Source organism: Geopseudomonas aromaticivorans, assembly GCF_019097855.1.
Classification (GTDB): Bacteria; Pseudomonadota; Gammaproteobacteria; order Pseudomonadales; family Pseudomonadaceae; genus Geopseudomonas; species Geopseudomonas aromaticivorans.
On the sequence record NZ_JAHRGL010000024.1, the window covers coordinates 1 to 14,944 of the forward strand.

A 14,944-nucleotide genomic window follows, 5' to 3' on the forward strand; every position below is an offset into this window, starting at 1 on the left:
CCCGGGAGGGTGGCCGGATGGCCGTGGAATCAGTGGCCGGATGCGCGTGGAATGGGTGGCCGGATCACCGTGGAATCGGTGGCCAGATGCTCATGGAATGGGTGGCCAGATGACCGTGGAATCCGCAATCTAGCGGCGCCTGCACCTTTTTCGACTTGCCGTTGCCGGCCGGCAGGGCACCCTTCATCAGCATCCGGCTGTGGCCGTTACGGAAGACCTCGAAAGCGGTGTTCTGATAGTGATCGTCGATGAAGGTGCCCAACTCCTTGTGCAGGCTCTGCACATGGTAGGCCTCGTTGAAGTTGTCCTGAATGACTTTCCAGTTGCAGTCCACTTCGCCGGTCAGGTACATGACCCGCACCATCTTGTCCATCTCGTAGGCTTCGAGCTGGTCGGCGACGATGCCCAGCGAGTCGCGCAGGCTCTTGGCTTTCGGGTCCATGTTGAACCAGACCAGACCGCCAAAGGTTTCGCAGCGCAGCTCCTTGAGATTGGCCTTGCCCACCGGACTGCCCTGAGGGAAATCTTCCGAATCCTTGGCAATCAGCAGGCTGCCGTTCAGGCCGTAGCACCAGCTGTGATAGTTGCAGACCAGGCGCTTCACCTTGGTCTCCTCGCACTGGACCATGCGGTTGCCGCGATGCTGGCAGACGTTATAGAAGGCACGAATGCTGTTGTCGTCGCCGCGCACCATGATGATGGACTCGTTGCGCACCTCGGCGGTGATCACGCAGCCCGGCTCCGGCAGCTGGGCGACAGTGCCGCCCACGTGCCAGGTGCGCGTCCACATGTGCTCCCATTCTTTCTCCATGAACTCCTTGGCGTAGTAGCGATCACCCGTGATGGGATCACCGCGCAGGAAATTTTCGTCGACCAGGGCTTCCTTGGTGCGCTCGGCAAGCGACAGCAGAGTCATGATGGTTCTCTCCTTGCATTCCGCGCTCCTGGAGCGCGGAATTTCTTGTTGTTATTGGCAGTCGACCGTCTTAGCGGGCGGCTCGAAGGGCGTAGGCCGGGTCCTGGGTGCTGCGGCTGCCACGGCGGAGCGCGGCGAAAGGAGCGTCCTCGCGCTGGCTGTACGGCCAGAAGGCGTTCCAGTCCACCACCAGCCCGCGCGAATACATGCGCCAGATACCGTCGCGCTTCTCCCAGACGTCCAGGTAGCGGATGTTGTCCGGGAAGTTGAGCAGGGTGCCGTCCGGCGTCGGTGCTGCCGCGTTGCCCAGCATGTAGGACTCGGCCACGGCGCGCGTATCGCTCTCGAATTCGATGGTGGCGGTGCTGAAACGGTGCGCCCCCATGCTCAGGTTTTCCTTGATGAACGGAATATCGAAATCGCAGAACTCGTGGGCGTTGCCGTCGAAGATGCCGAAGTGCACCACGCCGTCGGCATGGAAGGTGTACTTCAGCAGTTCGAGGTCACAACGGTCGACGGCCTGGATGTAGCGCGCCATCTGCTCGAGGATCGCTTGATAGTCCGCCGCACGGCGGATGCGCTGGGAGATGTCCATCGGTCACTCCCCGAACAGCTGGTAGGACGGATCCTGCTTGTCGCGCCGGCCCTTGAGGAACTTGGCGAACATGCCCTCCTCGAGGTTGGCGCTCGACGGCAGGTTCATGTTCCAGTCATGGACGAAGGTGCGCTGGGCGATCTTCCACTGGCCACCTTCCTTGCGATAGCGATCCAGGTAACGGCCACCGATTAGACGATCGATCTTGCTGCCGTTTTCCAGCACGATGCTGACAATGATCACCGAAACCTCGCCAATCGCGGTGTCGCCGTCGACCTCGAAATATTCCGTGGATACCGAATGGAAGCTGCGCTCTAGGCTCGGGTCGGCAGTGGTGGCAGCGATCACGAAGGGTTTGGCCAAACCCTTGTGTGCGCCCCAATCGATCTGGCCATCGTCGGTCCACAGGGACACCATCAGGCAGCGGTCCATGCGGTCCATGGCGCGGGAGAACTTGGCGTTGAGCTGTTGCAGGGCCTGCTTCGCCTCGACTTGCTCGAGGAGGGCCAGATCGGTCATTTCGGTAATTGCGTTCATTGTGCCTCTAACCTTTTTATTGGATTTATCAGGTCTTTCTGGCTGGTTCGACAAACTGCATTACGAACCTGGCTGGTTGTCTAGCGCCTGAACCAGCTTGTTCTGAAAGCTAAACCCGCACACAAAACAAGTCAAATTGTTTTTTATTTGTCATCTACCTGGGCTGCCCTAGATCGGAAGGCCGGCCCTTCAGCCTTCCGGATCGCCTGGACCGCTTGGCCCAGGCGACCCGGGCAGCCCCTCGAAGTAGCGCCCCGCCAGCGAGCCGCCATCGACGACCAGCTCCGTGCCGCACACGTAGGAAGCCTCGTCGCTGATCAGGAACAGCGAAGCCAGGGCGATTTCGTTCGGCCGGCCGATGCGCTGTATTGGCTGCTGCCGATAGGCCTGATCGAGGGCATCGGTGTCCTCGTCGAACATGCCGCCCATGCTGGTGTTGACGCCGCCGGGATGGATCGAGTTGACCCGCACGCCCTGGTGCCCCAGCTCCATGGCCGCCACCCGGGACAGCCCACGCACGCCCCATTTGCTGGAGCAGTAGGCGCCCATCGAATTCCACGCCGTCATGCCGCCGATGGAGGAGATGTTGACGATCGATCCCCGCCCCTGCTCCACCATCACCGGCGCCACGGCCTTGATGCCTAGGAACGGCCCGGTCAGGTTGACACCCAGCACCCGCTCGAAGTCGGCCTTGCTGGTCGCGACCAGCGCCTGGGAATGGGCGATGCCGGCATTGTTGACCAGGCCATCGATCCGCCCCCAGCGCGCCAGGGTTGCCTTGACGGCGGCCGACCAGTCCGCCTCCTGCGTCACATCCAGGTGACAGAAGATCGCCTGCTCGCCCAACTCGTCAGCCAGCCGCTCGCCCTCGCCATCCAGCACGTCCGCGATGACCAGCAAGGCGCCCTCGCCGCTGAACAGCCGGGCGGTGGTCGCCCCCATGCCGCGGGCGGCGCCGGTGATCAGCACGACCTTGCCCTGCAAGCGCTTCATGATTACGCCCCCTCCGGGTTGGCCAGCGCCGCACGCGCCGCCTCGATGCCGGCCAGGCGCCCGAACACCACCGCATTGCCGATGCTCAGGCCACCGCCGCCATAGCGCTCGCCCTGGAAGCAGCCCAGCACCTCGCCGGCGGCGTAGAGGCCGGGGATCGGACGCTTGTGCGCATCGAGCACCCGCGCCTGACCATCGATATCGAGTCCCGCGGCGGTGAGGCCGATGATGGCTGAGCGGATTTCCACGGCGTAGAACGGCGCCTGCTGCACCGGAAAGAACGCCGGGGCCTGCTTGAAGAACTGCGAATCGCAGCCGTTGGCGCAGTCCCGGTTGTAGACCTCAACCGTGCGCTCCAGGGCGATGCCGTCGATGCCGACCTGCTCGGCCAGCTCGCGCAGGGTATTGCCGACCTTCACCCGCCCCTTGCGGACCTGCTCGCGCAGGGTCGGCTCTTCCCAGGTCGGGATGCTGATGCCGGCGTTGTAGGGGTCGAGGTACTTGGTATTGGTGCTGGCCTCGACCAGCGCCTGCTCGTCGAAGATCGCCCAGGCGCGGCGCTCGGTCTGCTCGTTGAGCAGGTAGCCGCAGACACTGTAGGGCGACAGCTCGGACATGAAGCGCGAGCCTTCCTTGTTGACCGCGATGATCCACGGCGGCAGGAACGCTTCCAGCGACTTGCTGAAACCCGAGGTGGGCAGCAGCAGGCCACAGTCATGGCCAACGACAGCGGCACCGATGTTCTCGGCCAGGCTGATACCGTCGCCCAGCGCGAATGGCACATCCTTGTGCACGGCCCAGGTCCAGTCGCCGTGGCACGCCGCGGAGGGATACAGGCGCTGCAGCATCTGCGGGTTGTTGCCGAATCCGCCGGTGGTGATGATCACGGTCGGCGCACGCAACTCGGCGCCGGCGGCGCGGATGCCGACGACGCGGCCATCTTCGACCAGCAACTCCTCGACGCGACTGCCATAGGCCGTCTCGATACCCTTGGCACCGGCGGCATTGATCAGCGCATCGGCAATCCCGGAGCCCGCGCCCTGGCTGGAATGGCCACGGGCCACGGTATCGACGCCCGAGCGCACCAGCCACTGCGGGGGAAACTCGGTGCCCAGCTCCATCAGCCATTCCAAGGCCTCGCCCGCATGCTCGGCGTAATACCTGACCAGGTCGGGGCGCATCTTCCAGCGGTTCAGCGTCATCAGGTAGTCGTACAGCGCCTGCGGGGTATCGTCCGTGATGCCCGCCGCACGCTGCACCTGGGTCCCCGCCGCGTAGAACACCCCGCCGGACTGCGCCGTGGCGCCGCCCAGCTTGCCGTCAGCCTCGACAATGATGCAGGACGCCCCCTGCGCATTAGCCATCAGCGCCGCGGCCAATCCCGCCCCGCCGCCACCTACCACGATTACGTCGTAATCCCGATCCATCATTCAGTCCTCGTCATTCTTGTTATTGGAGCAATAGCCGGGTGAGCGCCGGCGACCTGTCCGCAGGCGGTCCAACCTGGGCTGCAGACTCAAGGGGCTACCGCAGGGCAACTGGAACTCTTGCCGCGCCGGGCCATAAAAACATGAAGTCACAGCGGTCACAATACAAAACAAACAAGAGTGCTTTTATTGTAATTCGGCGCAGGCTGTCACTACACTCAGACTCACCTGACGACGGCGTGCAGCAGCCATCGCCGGTTAGCTTGGCGACCAGGGCCGAACCGCAGCCGCACTCATGGCCAGAACAATAAGAACGAAGGAGCCCAAGGTGTCCCTGACTCACATCCACACCCCGATCCAGATCGGCGGCATCCAGATTCCCAACCGAGTGGTGCGCACCGCCCACGCCACCAACCTGGGCGGCGGCACCATGACCGACGCCCTGATCGACTATCACCTGGCCAGGGCCAGGGGCGGCACCGGCCTGTCGATCGTCGAGATTCTCTCGGTCCACCCCACCAGCCCGGCCACGCTCAACGTGTTCAGCCCGGGTATCGAGGACGGCTACCGCCGGCTGGTCGAGGTCATCCGCCCGCACGGGATGCGCCTGTTCCAGCAACTCTGGCATGGCGGACACAACGCCCTGCCGCTCAACGGCAGCCCGCCCTGGTCTGCCTCGGATGTGCCCAGCCCGACCATCGGCGTCACGCCCATTCCGATGACTCCGGCGATGATCGACGAAGTCATCGCGGCCTATGCGCAAACTGCCCGCCAGTGCGAGCGCTGGGGGCTGGACGGCGTGGAGATCCACTGCGCCCACGGCTACCTGCCGGCCCAATTCCTTTCCACCAATGCCAATCGGCGGGAGGACGACTACGGCGGCTCGTTCGAGAACCGCGTGCGTTTCCTGCTGCAACTGGTGACAGCGGTGCGCGAGGCGGTCTCCCGGAATTTCGCCGTCGGCGTCCGCCTGGCTCCCGACCTCGGCGTCCAGGGCATTGGTCCGGCGGAGGTCGCCCAGGTGGTCGCCCTGCTCGAGTCGCGCCAGCTGATCGACTTCGTCGACATCTCCCTCGGCGACTATCACAGCTTCCCGAAACTCATCGGCGGCATGCACGAACCGATGGGCTACGAGATGCCCACCAGTGCGCAGATCGCCCGCAGCTGCAAGACACCCACCATAGTCACCGGCCGCTTCCGGACCCTGGAAGAAGCCGACCAGGTCATCCGCGCCGGGGATGCCGACATGGTGGCACTCACCCGGGCGCAGATCGCCGATCCGGATCTGGTGCGCAAGACGCTCGCCGGCCACCCCGAACAGGTGCGCCCGTGCATCGCCTGCAACCAGGGCTGCGTCGGCGGCCTGCTCGGCCCGGCCGGACGCATGGGCTGTGCGGTCAACCCGGCGGTGGGCGCCGAAAGCACGCTGGAAGATGCCGCGCTGCAACCGGCAGCGCAGCCGCGCAAGGTGCTGATCGTCGGCGGCGGGCCGGCCGGCATGGAGGCGGCCCGGGTCGCCGCCCTGCGCGGCCATCGCGTGGTACTCGCCGAAGCCCAGGCCGACCTCGGCGGCTGCATCCGCCTCGCCGCCATGGCGCCGACCCGCCACGGCATGGGCGACATCACCACCTGGCTGGAGCAGGAAATCTACCGGCTGGGCGTCGAGGTGCGCCTGAGCAGCTACCTCGGTGTCGAGGACATCCTCGCCGAGGCGCCGGACGCGGTGATCCTGGCCACCGGCTCCACGCCACGCATGGACGGCGTGCAACTGTCCAACCCCGGCGAGCCGATCGCCGGCAGCGAGCAGCCCCATGTGATCTCAAGCTGGGATCTGTTCCTCGACTCCGCCCGCGCCCTGCCGGACAGCGCGGTGGTGATCGACGATGTGGGCCACTACGAAGGCATCGCCGCGGCCGAGCATCTGCTCGGCAAGGGCGTCAAGGTGACCTACCTGTCACGCCACGCCGCCTTCGCACCACTGGTCGAGCCGGCCCTGATGACCGAGCCGGCCCTGCAGCGCCTCAGCCGCGGACCGTTCGTGCCGCTGCTGCGCAGCCGGGCGGTGGCGATCGAGCGGGATGCCGTGAGCGTCCTGCCCACCTATCTGGCCAACGCCGACCATGCCCCGAGTCGGGTCGAGGCCGGACTCGTGGTGCTGGTCTCGCACAACCGCGCGAACCGCGAGCTGGCCACCGAGCTGGAGCCTCACGGCATTCCGCTGCAGGTGGTCGGCGACGCCAACTCGCCACGCTTTCTCCAGGCCGCCATCCGCGAAGGGCGGCTGGCGGGCATCGCGGTCTAGCCCCCTCCACAACCACACAAGCCAACAATAAAAAGGACAGCCATGAACAAGTTCGCGAACAAGACCATCATCGTCACCGGTGCAGGCTCGGGGCTGGGCAGGGCTTCGGCCCTGCAAATGGCCAGGGAAGGCGCCGCACTGGCGCTGGTCGATCTCGACGCCAGCGCCCTGGAGGACTCCCGCGCGCAGATCCTGGAGGCCGCCCCCGCGGCTGAGCTGCTGCTGATCGTCGCCGACGTGGCCGACGAGAACTCGGCCAGGAACTATGTGGCGCGCACGGTCGAGCGTTTCGGCCGGATCGACGGCTTCTTCAACAACGCCGGCATCGAAGGCAAGCAAGCCGCCACCGAAGACTACGACTGCCAGATGTTCCACAAGGTCATCGATATCAACCTCAACGGCGTGTTCTACGGCATGAAGCACGTCCTGCAGGTCATGAAGAAGCAGGGCTTCGGCGCCATCGTCAACACCGCTTCGGTGGGCGGCATCCGCGGCATCGGCAATCAATCCGGCTATGCTGCCAGCAAGCATGGCGTGGTCGGCCTGACCCGCAACTCCGGGGTCGAATACGGGCAATACGGCATCACCATCAATGCCATTGCCCCTGGCGCGATCATGACGCCCATGGTCGAGGGTTCGCTCAAGCAGATCGGCGGCGACAACTGGGAGGCGGTCGGCGCCGAGTTCGTCAGCGTCAACCCGATGAAACGTTTCGGCAAGCCCGAGGAAGTCGCCAATCTGGTGTCCTTCCTGCTGTCCAGCGAGGCCACCTTCATCAACGCGACGGTGATCCCCATCGACGGCGGCCAATCGTACAAGTACTGATGCTCTTCCCTGGCAAGCGGCCGGAACGAGCCGCTTGCCAGGAAGCAATCCGCCCGTCAGCAGCCCTATGAACTGAACAGCGCCGCGGCCGCCCGGCAGGACAGTTGCGCGGCCTCCTGCAGGGAGCGCGCACGCTGCTCCGCGGAGATGATCTCGACACCCCAGGGGCCCTGATAACCTGCCGCCCGCGCCGCGCCGATCAATCCGTGCAGATCGAACTCCCCCTCCCCGCACAGACGACGGCGGTTCAGGGTGTCCTCCAGCTCGCTGCCGACCGGCTGCAGCGTCCCGTCATCCAGCTCGACGCCGCCGATACAGCCGGCGGGTAACGCGGCAATCTGCGCGAGGCTCATCCCGCCGCGGGTCACATGCCAGCTATCCAGCATCAGGCCGCCGCCGGCACCGGCACTTTCGCCAAGCACCTGCAAGGCCGTATCGAGATCGGGAACGCTGGAAATGACGATGGGCTCCAGGGTGACCAGGGTGCCGGCATCCAGGGCCTGCCGCGCCAGCAGCTGGAACTCGTCGCGCATGTGCTCGACCACCGCCGGGCGTCCGTCAAAGTCGCCGGCCGCCTTCACGTGGTGCGCCCCCAGCTCGGACGCGGCCTGCAGCAACAGGTTGCGATCGGCATTCGAGCGAGTCCGCTCGCCGCCGGTGGAGTACCAGCCGAACAGGGCCTCCAGCTCGAGGTAGCGAATGCCGTTGTCGGCAAAGATCTTGCGCATCTGCGCGAAACTGTAGCGACTCAAGGTCTCGCGCAGGTCGGCCTGCTTGATGCCGAAGCCGGTGTAACCGGCCCGTGCGGCAGCCTCCACGCGCTCGCGGAAACTCCACGGGCTCTGGTCCTGCTCGCCGAACACATAGGGGCCGGCCAGCGTCCAGTAGCAGCCGATCAGATCGACCGTCGGTTCGCCCATGGCGGTTACCTGTTCCAGGAAATAGGGGGCATGAGCCGGGGCCGCCAGTCCTTCGGCCAATAGCCCAAGGTCCTGGCGGGAACTGCCGGCGCAATCAGCAACGCTGAAGTTCGACGCGGCCTGCGCCCGGCATTCCCTTGCCGGCGCAGAGCTTCGGCAAGGACAACCTGCTCCCGCGAGGTGCGGGAGCAGGCGGTCACTCAGCCCTTGGCGACTACCAGCCGATCGCCTTCGCTGTGGGCGCCAGCCTTGGCGGCGTCCTTGCTGCCGAGCTCGGCAACCAGGCGCTGGGCGGCGTCTTCGCTCAGGTAGTGCTCGAGGGTGCGGTGGAACAGCTGGTTGCCCGGCTCGTTGCGACCGAAGGTGATGTGTTCGAAGGCGCCCGACTCGAGACCTTCCTGCACCTTGAGGCCCAGCTGGTAGTCCTCGCTGTCCACCACGCCACGCAGCCAGTCCATCATCTGCTCGTTGGCCTGACGCTCCTCGTCGCTCTGCGGCGCCTGGCGCTGGATGAAATGCAGCACCGTGCGGTTCTCGCCGACGCCCGGCCCCGGGATCAGTTGGGCGATCTGGGTGATTTCCGGCGCGACGAAGATCGACACGTTGGGGAACAGGGTGCGGATGAAGTCGTAGCCGTTGTTTTCATGCAGGTGGAGTTCGTCCTGTGGCGTCTGGCCGAGCTTCTCCTCCATGGCTTTCTGCGCGAAACCGATCAGCTGGTGCGGCCCGTAGTTGTCGTAGGCCGCCAGGTTGGAAAAGGTGCGCGGGTGGATGGTGTCGGGATGCGCCGCGGCGAAGTGGTAGCCCTCGAGGTAGCCGTCATAGGCGACCTTCCAGTTGGCGCCATGGATCTCGCGGTTGCCGCAGTAGTACCAGTCGGCGAAGCCCAGCGCCTCGATGTCTTCGATCATCCCGCCAAGGAAGCCCTCGAAGTCCACCTCCAGCCCCGGGGTGAGCACGACGAAGATCATCCCGCCGCGTTCGTAGACCGGCAGTTGCTTGAGCTTGAAGCTGGCCTTCTCCACTTCGCCGTAGCTGTCTTCGCCGGCGATGCGCAGCAGGTTGCCGTCGTTGCCGTACAGCCAGGCATGGTAGGGACAGGCGAACTTGTCGCACTTGCCCTTCCCTTCCGCCAGCTTCATGCCGCGGTGGCCGCAGACGTTGAGCATGGCGCGCACGCTGCCGTCGCGCAGGCGGGTCAGCAGGAGCGGCGTATCCAGCAGGTCCAGGGTCTTGTAGTGGCCGGGCTGGGAAATCTCCGCGGACAGCGCAGCGAGAATCGGCAGACGCTTGAAGATGACCTCCATCTCGCGTTGCCACAACTCGGGGTCGGTGTAGCTGGCCGACGGCACGCGCATCAAGCCCTCGGCCTGGTCGGTGCCGCGGTTGCGGACATGATCGAGCAGGCGTGCTGCGACCCGGTTATGGATTTTTTGTACTTGTTCCATTCTTCTCTCCCGGTTGAGATCGGCTTTCCTGGGCCAAAATCGAAAAACACAATAGCCTGTTTTTCCTGCGATGGGCTACAGCGCTGAAACGGCTTGTCTGGGCGCCAGCTCAGCCGCTCCGCCCGCACTCTCGGCGCGCTTGCCGAGGATCAGATCGGCCGCCCGCCAGCCCAGCGCCATGGCCGGACCGCTGGTATTGGCCGACACCAAGGCCGGCATCACCGAGCAGTCGACCGCGCGCAGCCCCTCGACGCCGCGCACGCGCAGATGCTCGTCCACCACCGAACCGGCATCCTTGCCCATGCGGCAGGTGCCGATGGCATGGGTACCGCACAGCGAAGTGCGGATGAAGTGATCGAGGATCTGCTCGTCGCTCTGGCAGTCGACGCCAGGCACCAGCTCCTCGCCGACGTAGTGCGCCAGCGCCGGCTGGGCCATGTAGCGGCGCATGTACTTGACCATGGCCACGGCCGCCTGGCGGTCCTCCTCGGTGCTCAGCCAGTTCGGCGTGATCGCCAGCGGCTCGTCCGGGTTGGCCGACTGCAGCAGGACGGTGCCTTCGCTAGTCAGCTGCAGCAACTGGCCGTAGATGGTCAGGCCCGGCTGGTCTTCCACGCCGTCCGGCACCGGGAAGTTGTCTTCGCTGCGCGGATAGGTGAAGGCGCTGAGGTACAGCTGGGCATCGGGCCGGGCAAGATGCGGCTGGGTGCGGAAGAAGGCGCCCACCTCGAACGGCCCGGTGGCCATCGGGCCGCTGCGGGTGAGGTAGTACTGCAGCACGCTGCCCAGCAGGCCAAGCCCCTGGAAGCGCGCATTCAGGCCCTTGTCGTTGCGCAGGCGGAACGGCAGCAGGAAGCCCAGATGATCGCGCAGGCGCCGCCCCACGTCCGGGTTTTCCGCCACCAGCGGAATGCCCAGCGGGCGCAGATGCTCGGCCGCACCGATGCCGGACAGCTGGAGGATCTTCGGGGTCAGGATGGCGCCGGCGCAGAGGATCACCTCGCCACGGCAGCGGAACTCGACCGCCTGACCGCCGATACGGCAGGCCACGCCGACCGCGCGGCGCCCCTCGAACAGCACGAGGTCGACCAGCGCCCCGGTCTTCACCTGCAGATTGCTGCGCTCCAGCACCGGATGCAGGAAGGCCGCGGCCGAACTCACCCGGCGGCCGTTCTTGATGGTATGCGCATAGTAGCCGACGCCCTCCTGGTGCTCGCGGTTGAAATCCTCAACCTTGGGCAACCCAATCTGCTCGCCGGCCTGCACCATGGCCTCGCTGACCGGGTAGCGGAACTTGCCGACGCTGACGTGCAGCGGACCGCCGGCGCCGCGCAATTCGTCGGCGCCCAGCTCATGGTCCTCGATGGCGCGGAACGCCTGCTTCATGGCCGCCCAGCCCCACTCGGAACCGGCCTCGCGCTCCCAGATGTGATAGTCCTCGGGCTGGCCGCGGACATAGATCATCCCGTTGATCGAGCTGGAGCCGCCGATCACCTTGCCGCGCACCCACATTTCCGCCGACTCGGTATCCGGCAGGCGCGGCTGCTGAACCGGGAAGTGCCAGGCATGCCTGGGGTCGCTGACCAGCTTGGCGATGCCCTTGGGCATGTGCACCAGCGGGCTCTTGTCCCAGCCGCCGGCCTCCAGCAGCAGCACCCGCTTGCTGCGGTCGGCGGATAGCCGGTTGGCCAGCACGCAGCCCGACGATCCGGCGCCGACAATGATGTAATCGTAGGCGTCCAGTGTGGCGCGCTGCGGGGAGATCTGTGGATCGAGCTGAGTCATGGGCGTGTCCAGATGTTGTTTTTGCTATGGGACGAAATCGGTGTGCCGCTTCAGTGGGCCGTCCAGCCGCCATCCACGGTGACCAGGCTGCCGTGCATGAAGGAAGCCTCCTCCGAGGCCAGCCACAGCACCGCCTTGACCACCTCCTCCACCTCGCCCAGCCGGCCGACCGGATGCAGGGCCACCAGCTTGGGCTCCAGTTCGGCCAGATTCGGATGGTTATTGAGCATCGCGGTGCGGATCACGCCGGGGCAGATGGCATTGATGCGGATGTTGCGGCTGGCGTATTCCACGGCGGCGGTCTTGGTCAGGCCGGCCACGGCGTGCTTGGTCGCGTTGTAGGTCGCCGAGCCCGGCAACACGGTCAGCGCCAGCGCCGAGGCGGTGTTGACGATCACCCCGCCGCCCTGCTGGAGCATCTGTTCGATTGAATACTTCATGCACAGCCAAACCGCCTTGAGGTTGACCGCGACCACGCGGTCGAACTCGGCCTCCTCGATATCGGCGGTGAAGTCGTTGCTGCCGCTGATTCCGGCATTGTTGTGGACGATGTCCAGGCGGCCGAAGCGGCTGACGGTGGCACTCACCAGCTCGCGCATCTGCGCCGCCGAGGTGACGTCGACCTGGAAGAACGCTGCCTGCCCGCCTTCGGCCTCGATGGCCGCAAGACATTGCTGCCCCTGTTCGGCATTGATGTCGGCCAACATGACCCGCGCACCGGCGCGGGCAAACGCCTGGGCGACCCCGGCACCGATGCCGGAACCGGCGCCGGTGACCAGCACTACCTTGTCTTGAAATCGCATACAGACTCCATCGATTGAGGTGCGGACAGGAGCCCAGCGCCCCTGCCGCCTGATCACCCTGGGAAACTCTGCCGTCGCTCCCGCGAATGCGGGAGCCTAGGTGCCACTGGCCTTCTGGATTCCCGCCTGCGCGGGAATGACGACTTCTTCAGAGTTTCCCTAACGGGTATTGCGGGCGCTTTCGCGCATGCACATGCCGTCCAGCCAGCGCGCCAGGTTCGGGCAGCGCTGGGCGTCGAGCCCCTGACCGACCTGGGCACCGAACTCGAGGAAGCTGAGCAGCAGCAGGTCGACCACGGTGAGCCGCTCGCCGCAGATGAACCGCCGCTCGCCGAGCTGGCAGTCGAGCCAGGCCAGGCCCTCCTGGGCCGCTGCCTTGAACTCGTCGGCCGCCGCCGGATAGCAGCGCACCCGGTCTTTGAATAGGCCGAGACCTTCGGCGGCGCGAAAGCCCGCAGTCATCGGCTGGACCACCTGCAGGTCGACGCGCCGCCACCACATGCGGGTCAGCGCGCGCTGCTCGGCACTGGCACCGAGCAGCGCTGGCTGCGGGAAGCGCTCCTCGAGGTACTCGCAGATGGCCGTGGTTTCGGCGATGCACTGCCCTCCGTCCAGTTCGAGCAGCGGCGTGGTCCCGCCCGGGTTGAGCGCCAGGAACGACGGCTGGCGGTTGGCTCCAGCGATGATGTCCACCTCCTCGACTGGCAGCTTCACGCCTTTCTCGGCGAGGAACAGCCGCACCAGCCGCGGATTCGGACCGATCGAACTGTAGAGTTTCATGCTCGCCTCCAGCCGGTCAGAACTGCACGCGCTTGGTGTAGCCGCCGTCGATCACCAGGTTGGTGCCGGTGGTGTAGGCAGACATCGGGCTGGTCAGGAACAGCATGGCGCGGGCGATGTCCTGCACGCTGCCGTAACGGCCCATCGGAATTTCCGAGAGGGTCTTCTCGTACAGCTCCGGCATGGCGCCCTTGATCGCCTCCCAGTTGCCGCCCGGATATTCGGTCGGGCCCGGGGAGATCATGTTGACGCGGATGTTCTTCGGCGCCCACAGCTCGGAGAGCTGCTTGCCGTAGGTGATGATCGCCGCCTTGATGGCGTTGAACGCCTGCGGATAGATGAAGGTCTCCACCGCCGCGGTGCTCGACATCAGGATCACCGAGCCGCCCTCGCCGCCGCTCAGCGCTTCTTCCAGGGTCTGGCAGCCGAGCACCGCGCCCATCATGTCGAGGCGGAAGCTCATCTCCCAGTCCATGGTGCCCTGGGCGCCGGAGGAGCTGGCGTTGTGGATGAAGATGTCGCAGCCGCCCAGGCGCTCGGCGGCGCTGGTCAGCCAGTCGGTGTAGGCGGCGCTGTCGTTCATGTCGAAGGCATCGCCGAAGACGCGCACGCCCTTGGCTTCCAGCACCTTGACGGTTTCGGCGACGCGCTTGGCATCACGGGAGAAGAAGGCGATGTCGCAGCCCTCGTCGGCATAGAGCTCCAGCGCCGCACGACCGATACCGCGGCTGCCGCCGTTGATGATGACTTTCTTGCCACGCAGTCCAAGTTCCATGTTCGCTTCCTCTTGTTGTTCTCGATCGCTGCAGATGCTTGTGCGTTCAGGCTCGTTGTTCGGTTGTTTCCAGCTGCGCCGCCCAATCCAGGCCGCGGCGCAGTAGCTCGTAGTACACCGGCTCATCCCAGGCGCAGCGATCGACCTGCGGCCAGAAGTCCATCAGCGGACGCAGGTCGTAGTGGCCGCGGCAGTGGCCGAGAGTCAGGTACAGCACGCCACCCTTGCCCAGATGGCGCAGGTAGAGCACCGGATGGCGCGCATACTTCCACTGGTCGCGCACGAAGCCCGGGGTCTCGCCCTCGAACCCGGTGTCCAGCAGCACGTCCACCTCGGCCTTCATGTCCATCAGGTAGCACTCGTCGGTCACCTCGAAGGGCTCGATGCCGGCCACCAGCGGGTGCTCGGGCTGCGCGACATCCACGCGGAACGGGCCGATCGGCGGATGCGAGGCGAACTGCGAGCCGAGCATTTCCATGAACTGCGGCGCCGAATCCGGGGTGTCGACCAGCCCGTTGCCCAGGAAACGCAACACCGAGTTGGTGCCGTGCAGGGCATACCAGCGGCCGCCCTGCTCCAGCCACTCGCGCAATGCCGCCTGCTGCTCGGCGCTGGGGATCACCTCGCAGGTGTAGCTGACCAGGAAGGCTGCCTCGCGGATCGCCTCGAGATTCGCGTAGTCCTCGAACACCCGCACGCGCACCCGCTCGTTTTCACCCAACAGCTTGAGCAGTTCGAGGCGGGCGAAGTCGATGTCGTGGTACTTGCCGGCCGCCACCAGAACACAATCAATCCTTCCGGTTTGTTTGTTATCCACGTCTATCTGACTCATCGCGTT

14 protein-coding genes are annotated in these 14,944 nt (G+C 65.6%); 2 read left to right on the forward strand and 12 right to left on the reverse strand.

The window, feature by feature from the left end:
• Positions 1–64: 64 nt before the first annotated feature.
• The 5 genes from KRX52_RS10855 to KRX52_RS10875 form a co-directional block, all read right to left on the reverse strand.
• Complete coding sequence (locus tag KRX52_RS10855; protein ID WP_217681751.1) at positions 65–916, reverse strand: aromatic ring-hydroxylating oxygenase subunit alpha; 852 nt, start codon at positions 914–916, stop codon at positions 65–67.
• 70 nt (positions 917–986) lie between these two features.
• Positions 987–1,511 carry a nuclear transport factor 2 family protein gene (locus tag KRX52_RS10860; RefSeq protein ID WP_217681752.1) on the reverse strand — a complete coding sequence of 175 codons (525 nt, stop codon included), beginning with the start codon at positions 1,509–1,511 and terminating at the stop codon, positions 987–989.
• Positions 1,512–1,514: 3 nt separating this feature from the next.
• Positions 1,515–2,048, reverse strand: a complete 534-nt coding sequence (locus KRX52_RS10865) for a nuclear transport factor 2 family protein (protein WP_217681753.1) — start codon at positions 2,046–2,048, stop codon at positions 1,515–1,517.
• Between the two features lie 189 nt (positions 2,049–2,237).
• Positions 2,238–3,041, reverse strand: a complete 804-nt coding sequence (locus KRX52_RS10870) for an SDR family NAD(P)-dependent oxidoreductase (RefSeq protein ID WP_217681754.1) — start codon at positions 3,039–3,041, stop codon at positions 2,238–2,240.
• 2 nt (positions 3,042–3,043) lie between these two features.
• A complete protein-coding gene (locus KRX52_RS10875; RefSeq protein ID WP_217681755.1) occupies positions 3,044–4,471 on the reverse strand; it encodes an FAD-dependent oxidoreductase in 1,428 nt (475 codons plus the stop codon).
• 325 nt (positions 4,472–4,796) lie between these two features.
• Between KRX52_RS10875 and KRX52_RS10880 the strand changes: the two genes are divergently transcribed.
• Complete coding sequence (locus KRX52_RS10880; RefSeq protein ID WP_217681756.1) at positions 4,797–6,770, forward strand: oxidoreductase; 1,974 nt, start codon at positions 4,797–4,799, stop codon at positions 6,768–6,770.
• 42 nt (positions 6,771–6,812) lie between these two features.
• Positions 6,813–7,595, forward strand: coding sequence for an SDR family oxidoreductase (locus KRX52_RS10885; RefSeq protein ID WP_217681757.1), 783 nt, complete (start codon positions 6,813–6,815; stop codon positions 7,593–7,595).
• A gap of 65 nt (positions 7,596–7,660) precedes the next feature.
• On the opposite strand, the gene KRX52_RS10890 is transcribed toward KRX52_RS10885, so the two are convergent.
• From KRX52_RS10890 to KRX52_RS10920, 7 genes are all read right to left on the reverse strand, one after another.
• Complete coding sequence (locus KRX52_RS10890; RefSeq protein WP_217681758.1) at positions 7,661–8,515, reverse strand: sugar phosphate isomerase/epimerase family protein; 855 nt, start codon at positions 8,513–8,515, stop codon at positions 7,661–7,663.
• A gap of 200 nt (positions 8,516–8,715) precedes the next feature.
• Complete coding sequence (locus KRX52_RS10895; protein ID WP_217681759.1) at positions 8,716–9,963, reverse strand: aromatic ring-hydroxylating oxygenase subunit alpha; 1,248 nt, start codon at positions 9,961–9,963, stop codon at positions 8,716–8,718.
• Positions 9,964–10,038: 75 nt separating this feature from the next.
• The gene (locus KRX52_RS10900) at positions 10,039–11,748 is read right to left on the reverse strand and encodes a GMC family oxidoreductase (protein WP_217681760.1); all 1,710 of its coding nucleotides are present in this window, start codon (positions 11,746–11,748) and stop codon (positions 10,039–10,041) included.
• Between the two features lie 50 nt (positions 11,749–11,798).
• Positions 11,799–12,551, reverse strand: a complete 753-nt coding sequence (locus KRX52_RS10905; RefSeq protein WP_217681761.1) for an SDR family NAD(P)-dependent oxidoreductase — start codon at positions 12,549–12,551, stop codon at positions 11,799–11,801.
• A 159-nt stretch (positions 12,552–12,710) separates the two neighbouring features.
• Entirely contained in the window at positions 12,711–13,331 is a 621-nt protein-coding gene (locus tag KRX52_RS10910; RefSeq protein ID WP_217681762.1) for a glutathione S-transferase family protein, read from the reverse strand.
• A gap of 16 nt (positions 13,332–13,347) precedes the next feature.
• Positions 13,348–14,106, reverse strand: coding sequence for an SDR family NAD(P)-dependent oxidoreductase (locus KRX52_RS10915; protein WP_217681763.1), 759 nt, complete (start codon positions 14,104–14,106; stop codon positions 13,348–13,350).
• A 46-nt stretch (positions 14,107–14,152) separates the two neighbouring features.
• Complete coding sequence (locus tag KRX52_RS10920) at positions 14,153–14,938, reverse strand: ThuA domain-containing protein (protein WP_217681764.1); 786 nt, start codon at positions 14,936–14,938, stop codon at positions 14,153–14,155.
• Between the last annotated feature and the right edge of the window lie 6 nt (positions 14,939–14,944).

Excerpts from the sequence above, each read along its gene's own strand:
- KRX52_RS10920 (WP_217681764.1), bottom strand. The coding sequence starts at position 14,938 with ATGAGTCAGATAGACGTGGATAACAAACAAACCGGAAGGATTGATTGT.
- KRX52_RS10865 (WP_217681753.1), bottom strand. The coding sequence starts at position 2,048 with ATGAACGCAATTACCGAAATGACCGATCTGGCCCTCCTCGAGCAAGTC.
- KRX52_RS10900 (WP_217681760.1), bottom strand. The coding sequence starts at position 11,748 with ATGACTCAGCTCGATCCACAGATCTCCCCGCAGCGCGCCACACTGGAC.
- KRX52_RS10875 (WP_217681755.1), bottom strand. The coding sequence starts at position 4,471 with ATGATGGATCGGGATTACGACGTAATCGTGGTAGGTGGCGGCGGGGCG.
- KRX52_RS10860 (WP_217681752.1), bottom strand. The coding sequence starts at position 1,511 with ATGGACATCTCCCAGCGCATCCGCCGTGCGGCGGACTATCAAGCGATC.
- KRX52_RS10910 (WP_217681762.1), bottom strand. The coding sequence starts at position 13,331 with ATGAAACTCTACAGTTCGATCGGTCCGAATCCGCGGCTGGTGCGGCTG.
- KRX52_RS10905 (WP_217681761.1), bottom strand. The coding sequence starts at position 12,551 with ATGCGATTTCAAGACAAGGTAGTGCTGGTCACCGGCGCCGGTTCCGGC.
- KRX52_RS10870 (WP_217681754.1), bottom strand. The coding sequence starts at position 3,041 with ATGAAGCGCTTGCAGGGCAAGGTCGTGCTGATCACCGGCGCCGCCCGC.
- KRX52_RS10855 (WP_217681751.1), bottom strand. The coding sequence starts at position 916 with ATGACTCTGCTGTCGCTTGCCGAGCGCACCAAGGAAGCCCTGGTCGAC.
- KRX52_RS10890 (WP_217681758.1), bottom strand. The coding sequence starts at position 8,515 with ATGGGCGAACCGACGGTCGATCTGATCGGCTGCTACTGGACGCTGGCC.
- KRX52_RS10915 (WP_217681763.1), bottom strand. The coding sequence starts at position 14,106 with ATGGAACTTGGACTGCGTGGCAAGAAAGTCATCATCAACGGCGGCAGC.
- KRX52_RS10895 (WP_217681759.1), bottom strand. The coding sequence starts at position 9,963 with ATGGAACAAGTACAAAAAATCCATAACCGGGTCGCAGCACGCCTGCTC.
- KRX52_RS10885 (WP_217681757.1), top strand. The coding sequence starts at position 6,813 with ATGAACAAGTTCGCGAACAAGACCATCATCGTCACCGGTGCAGGCTCG.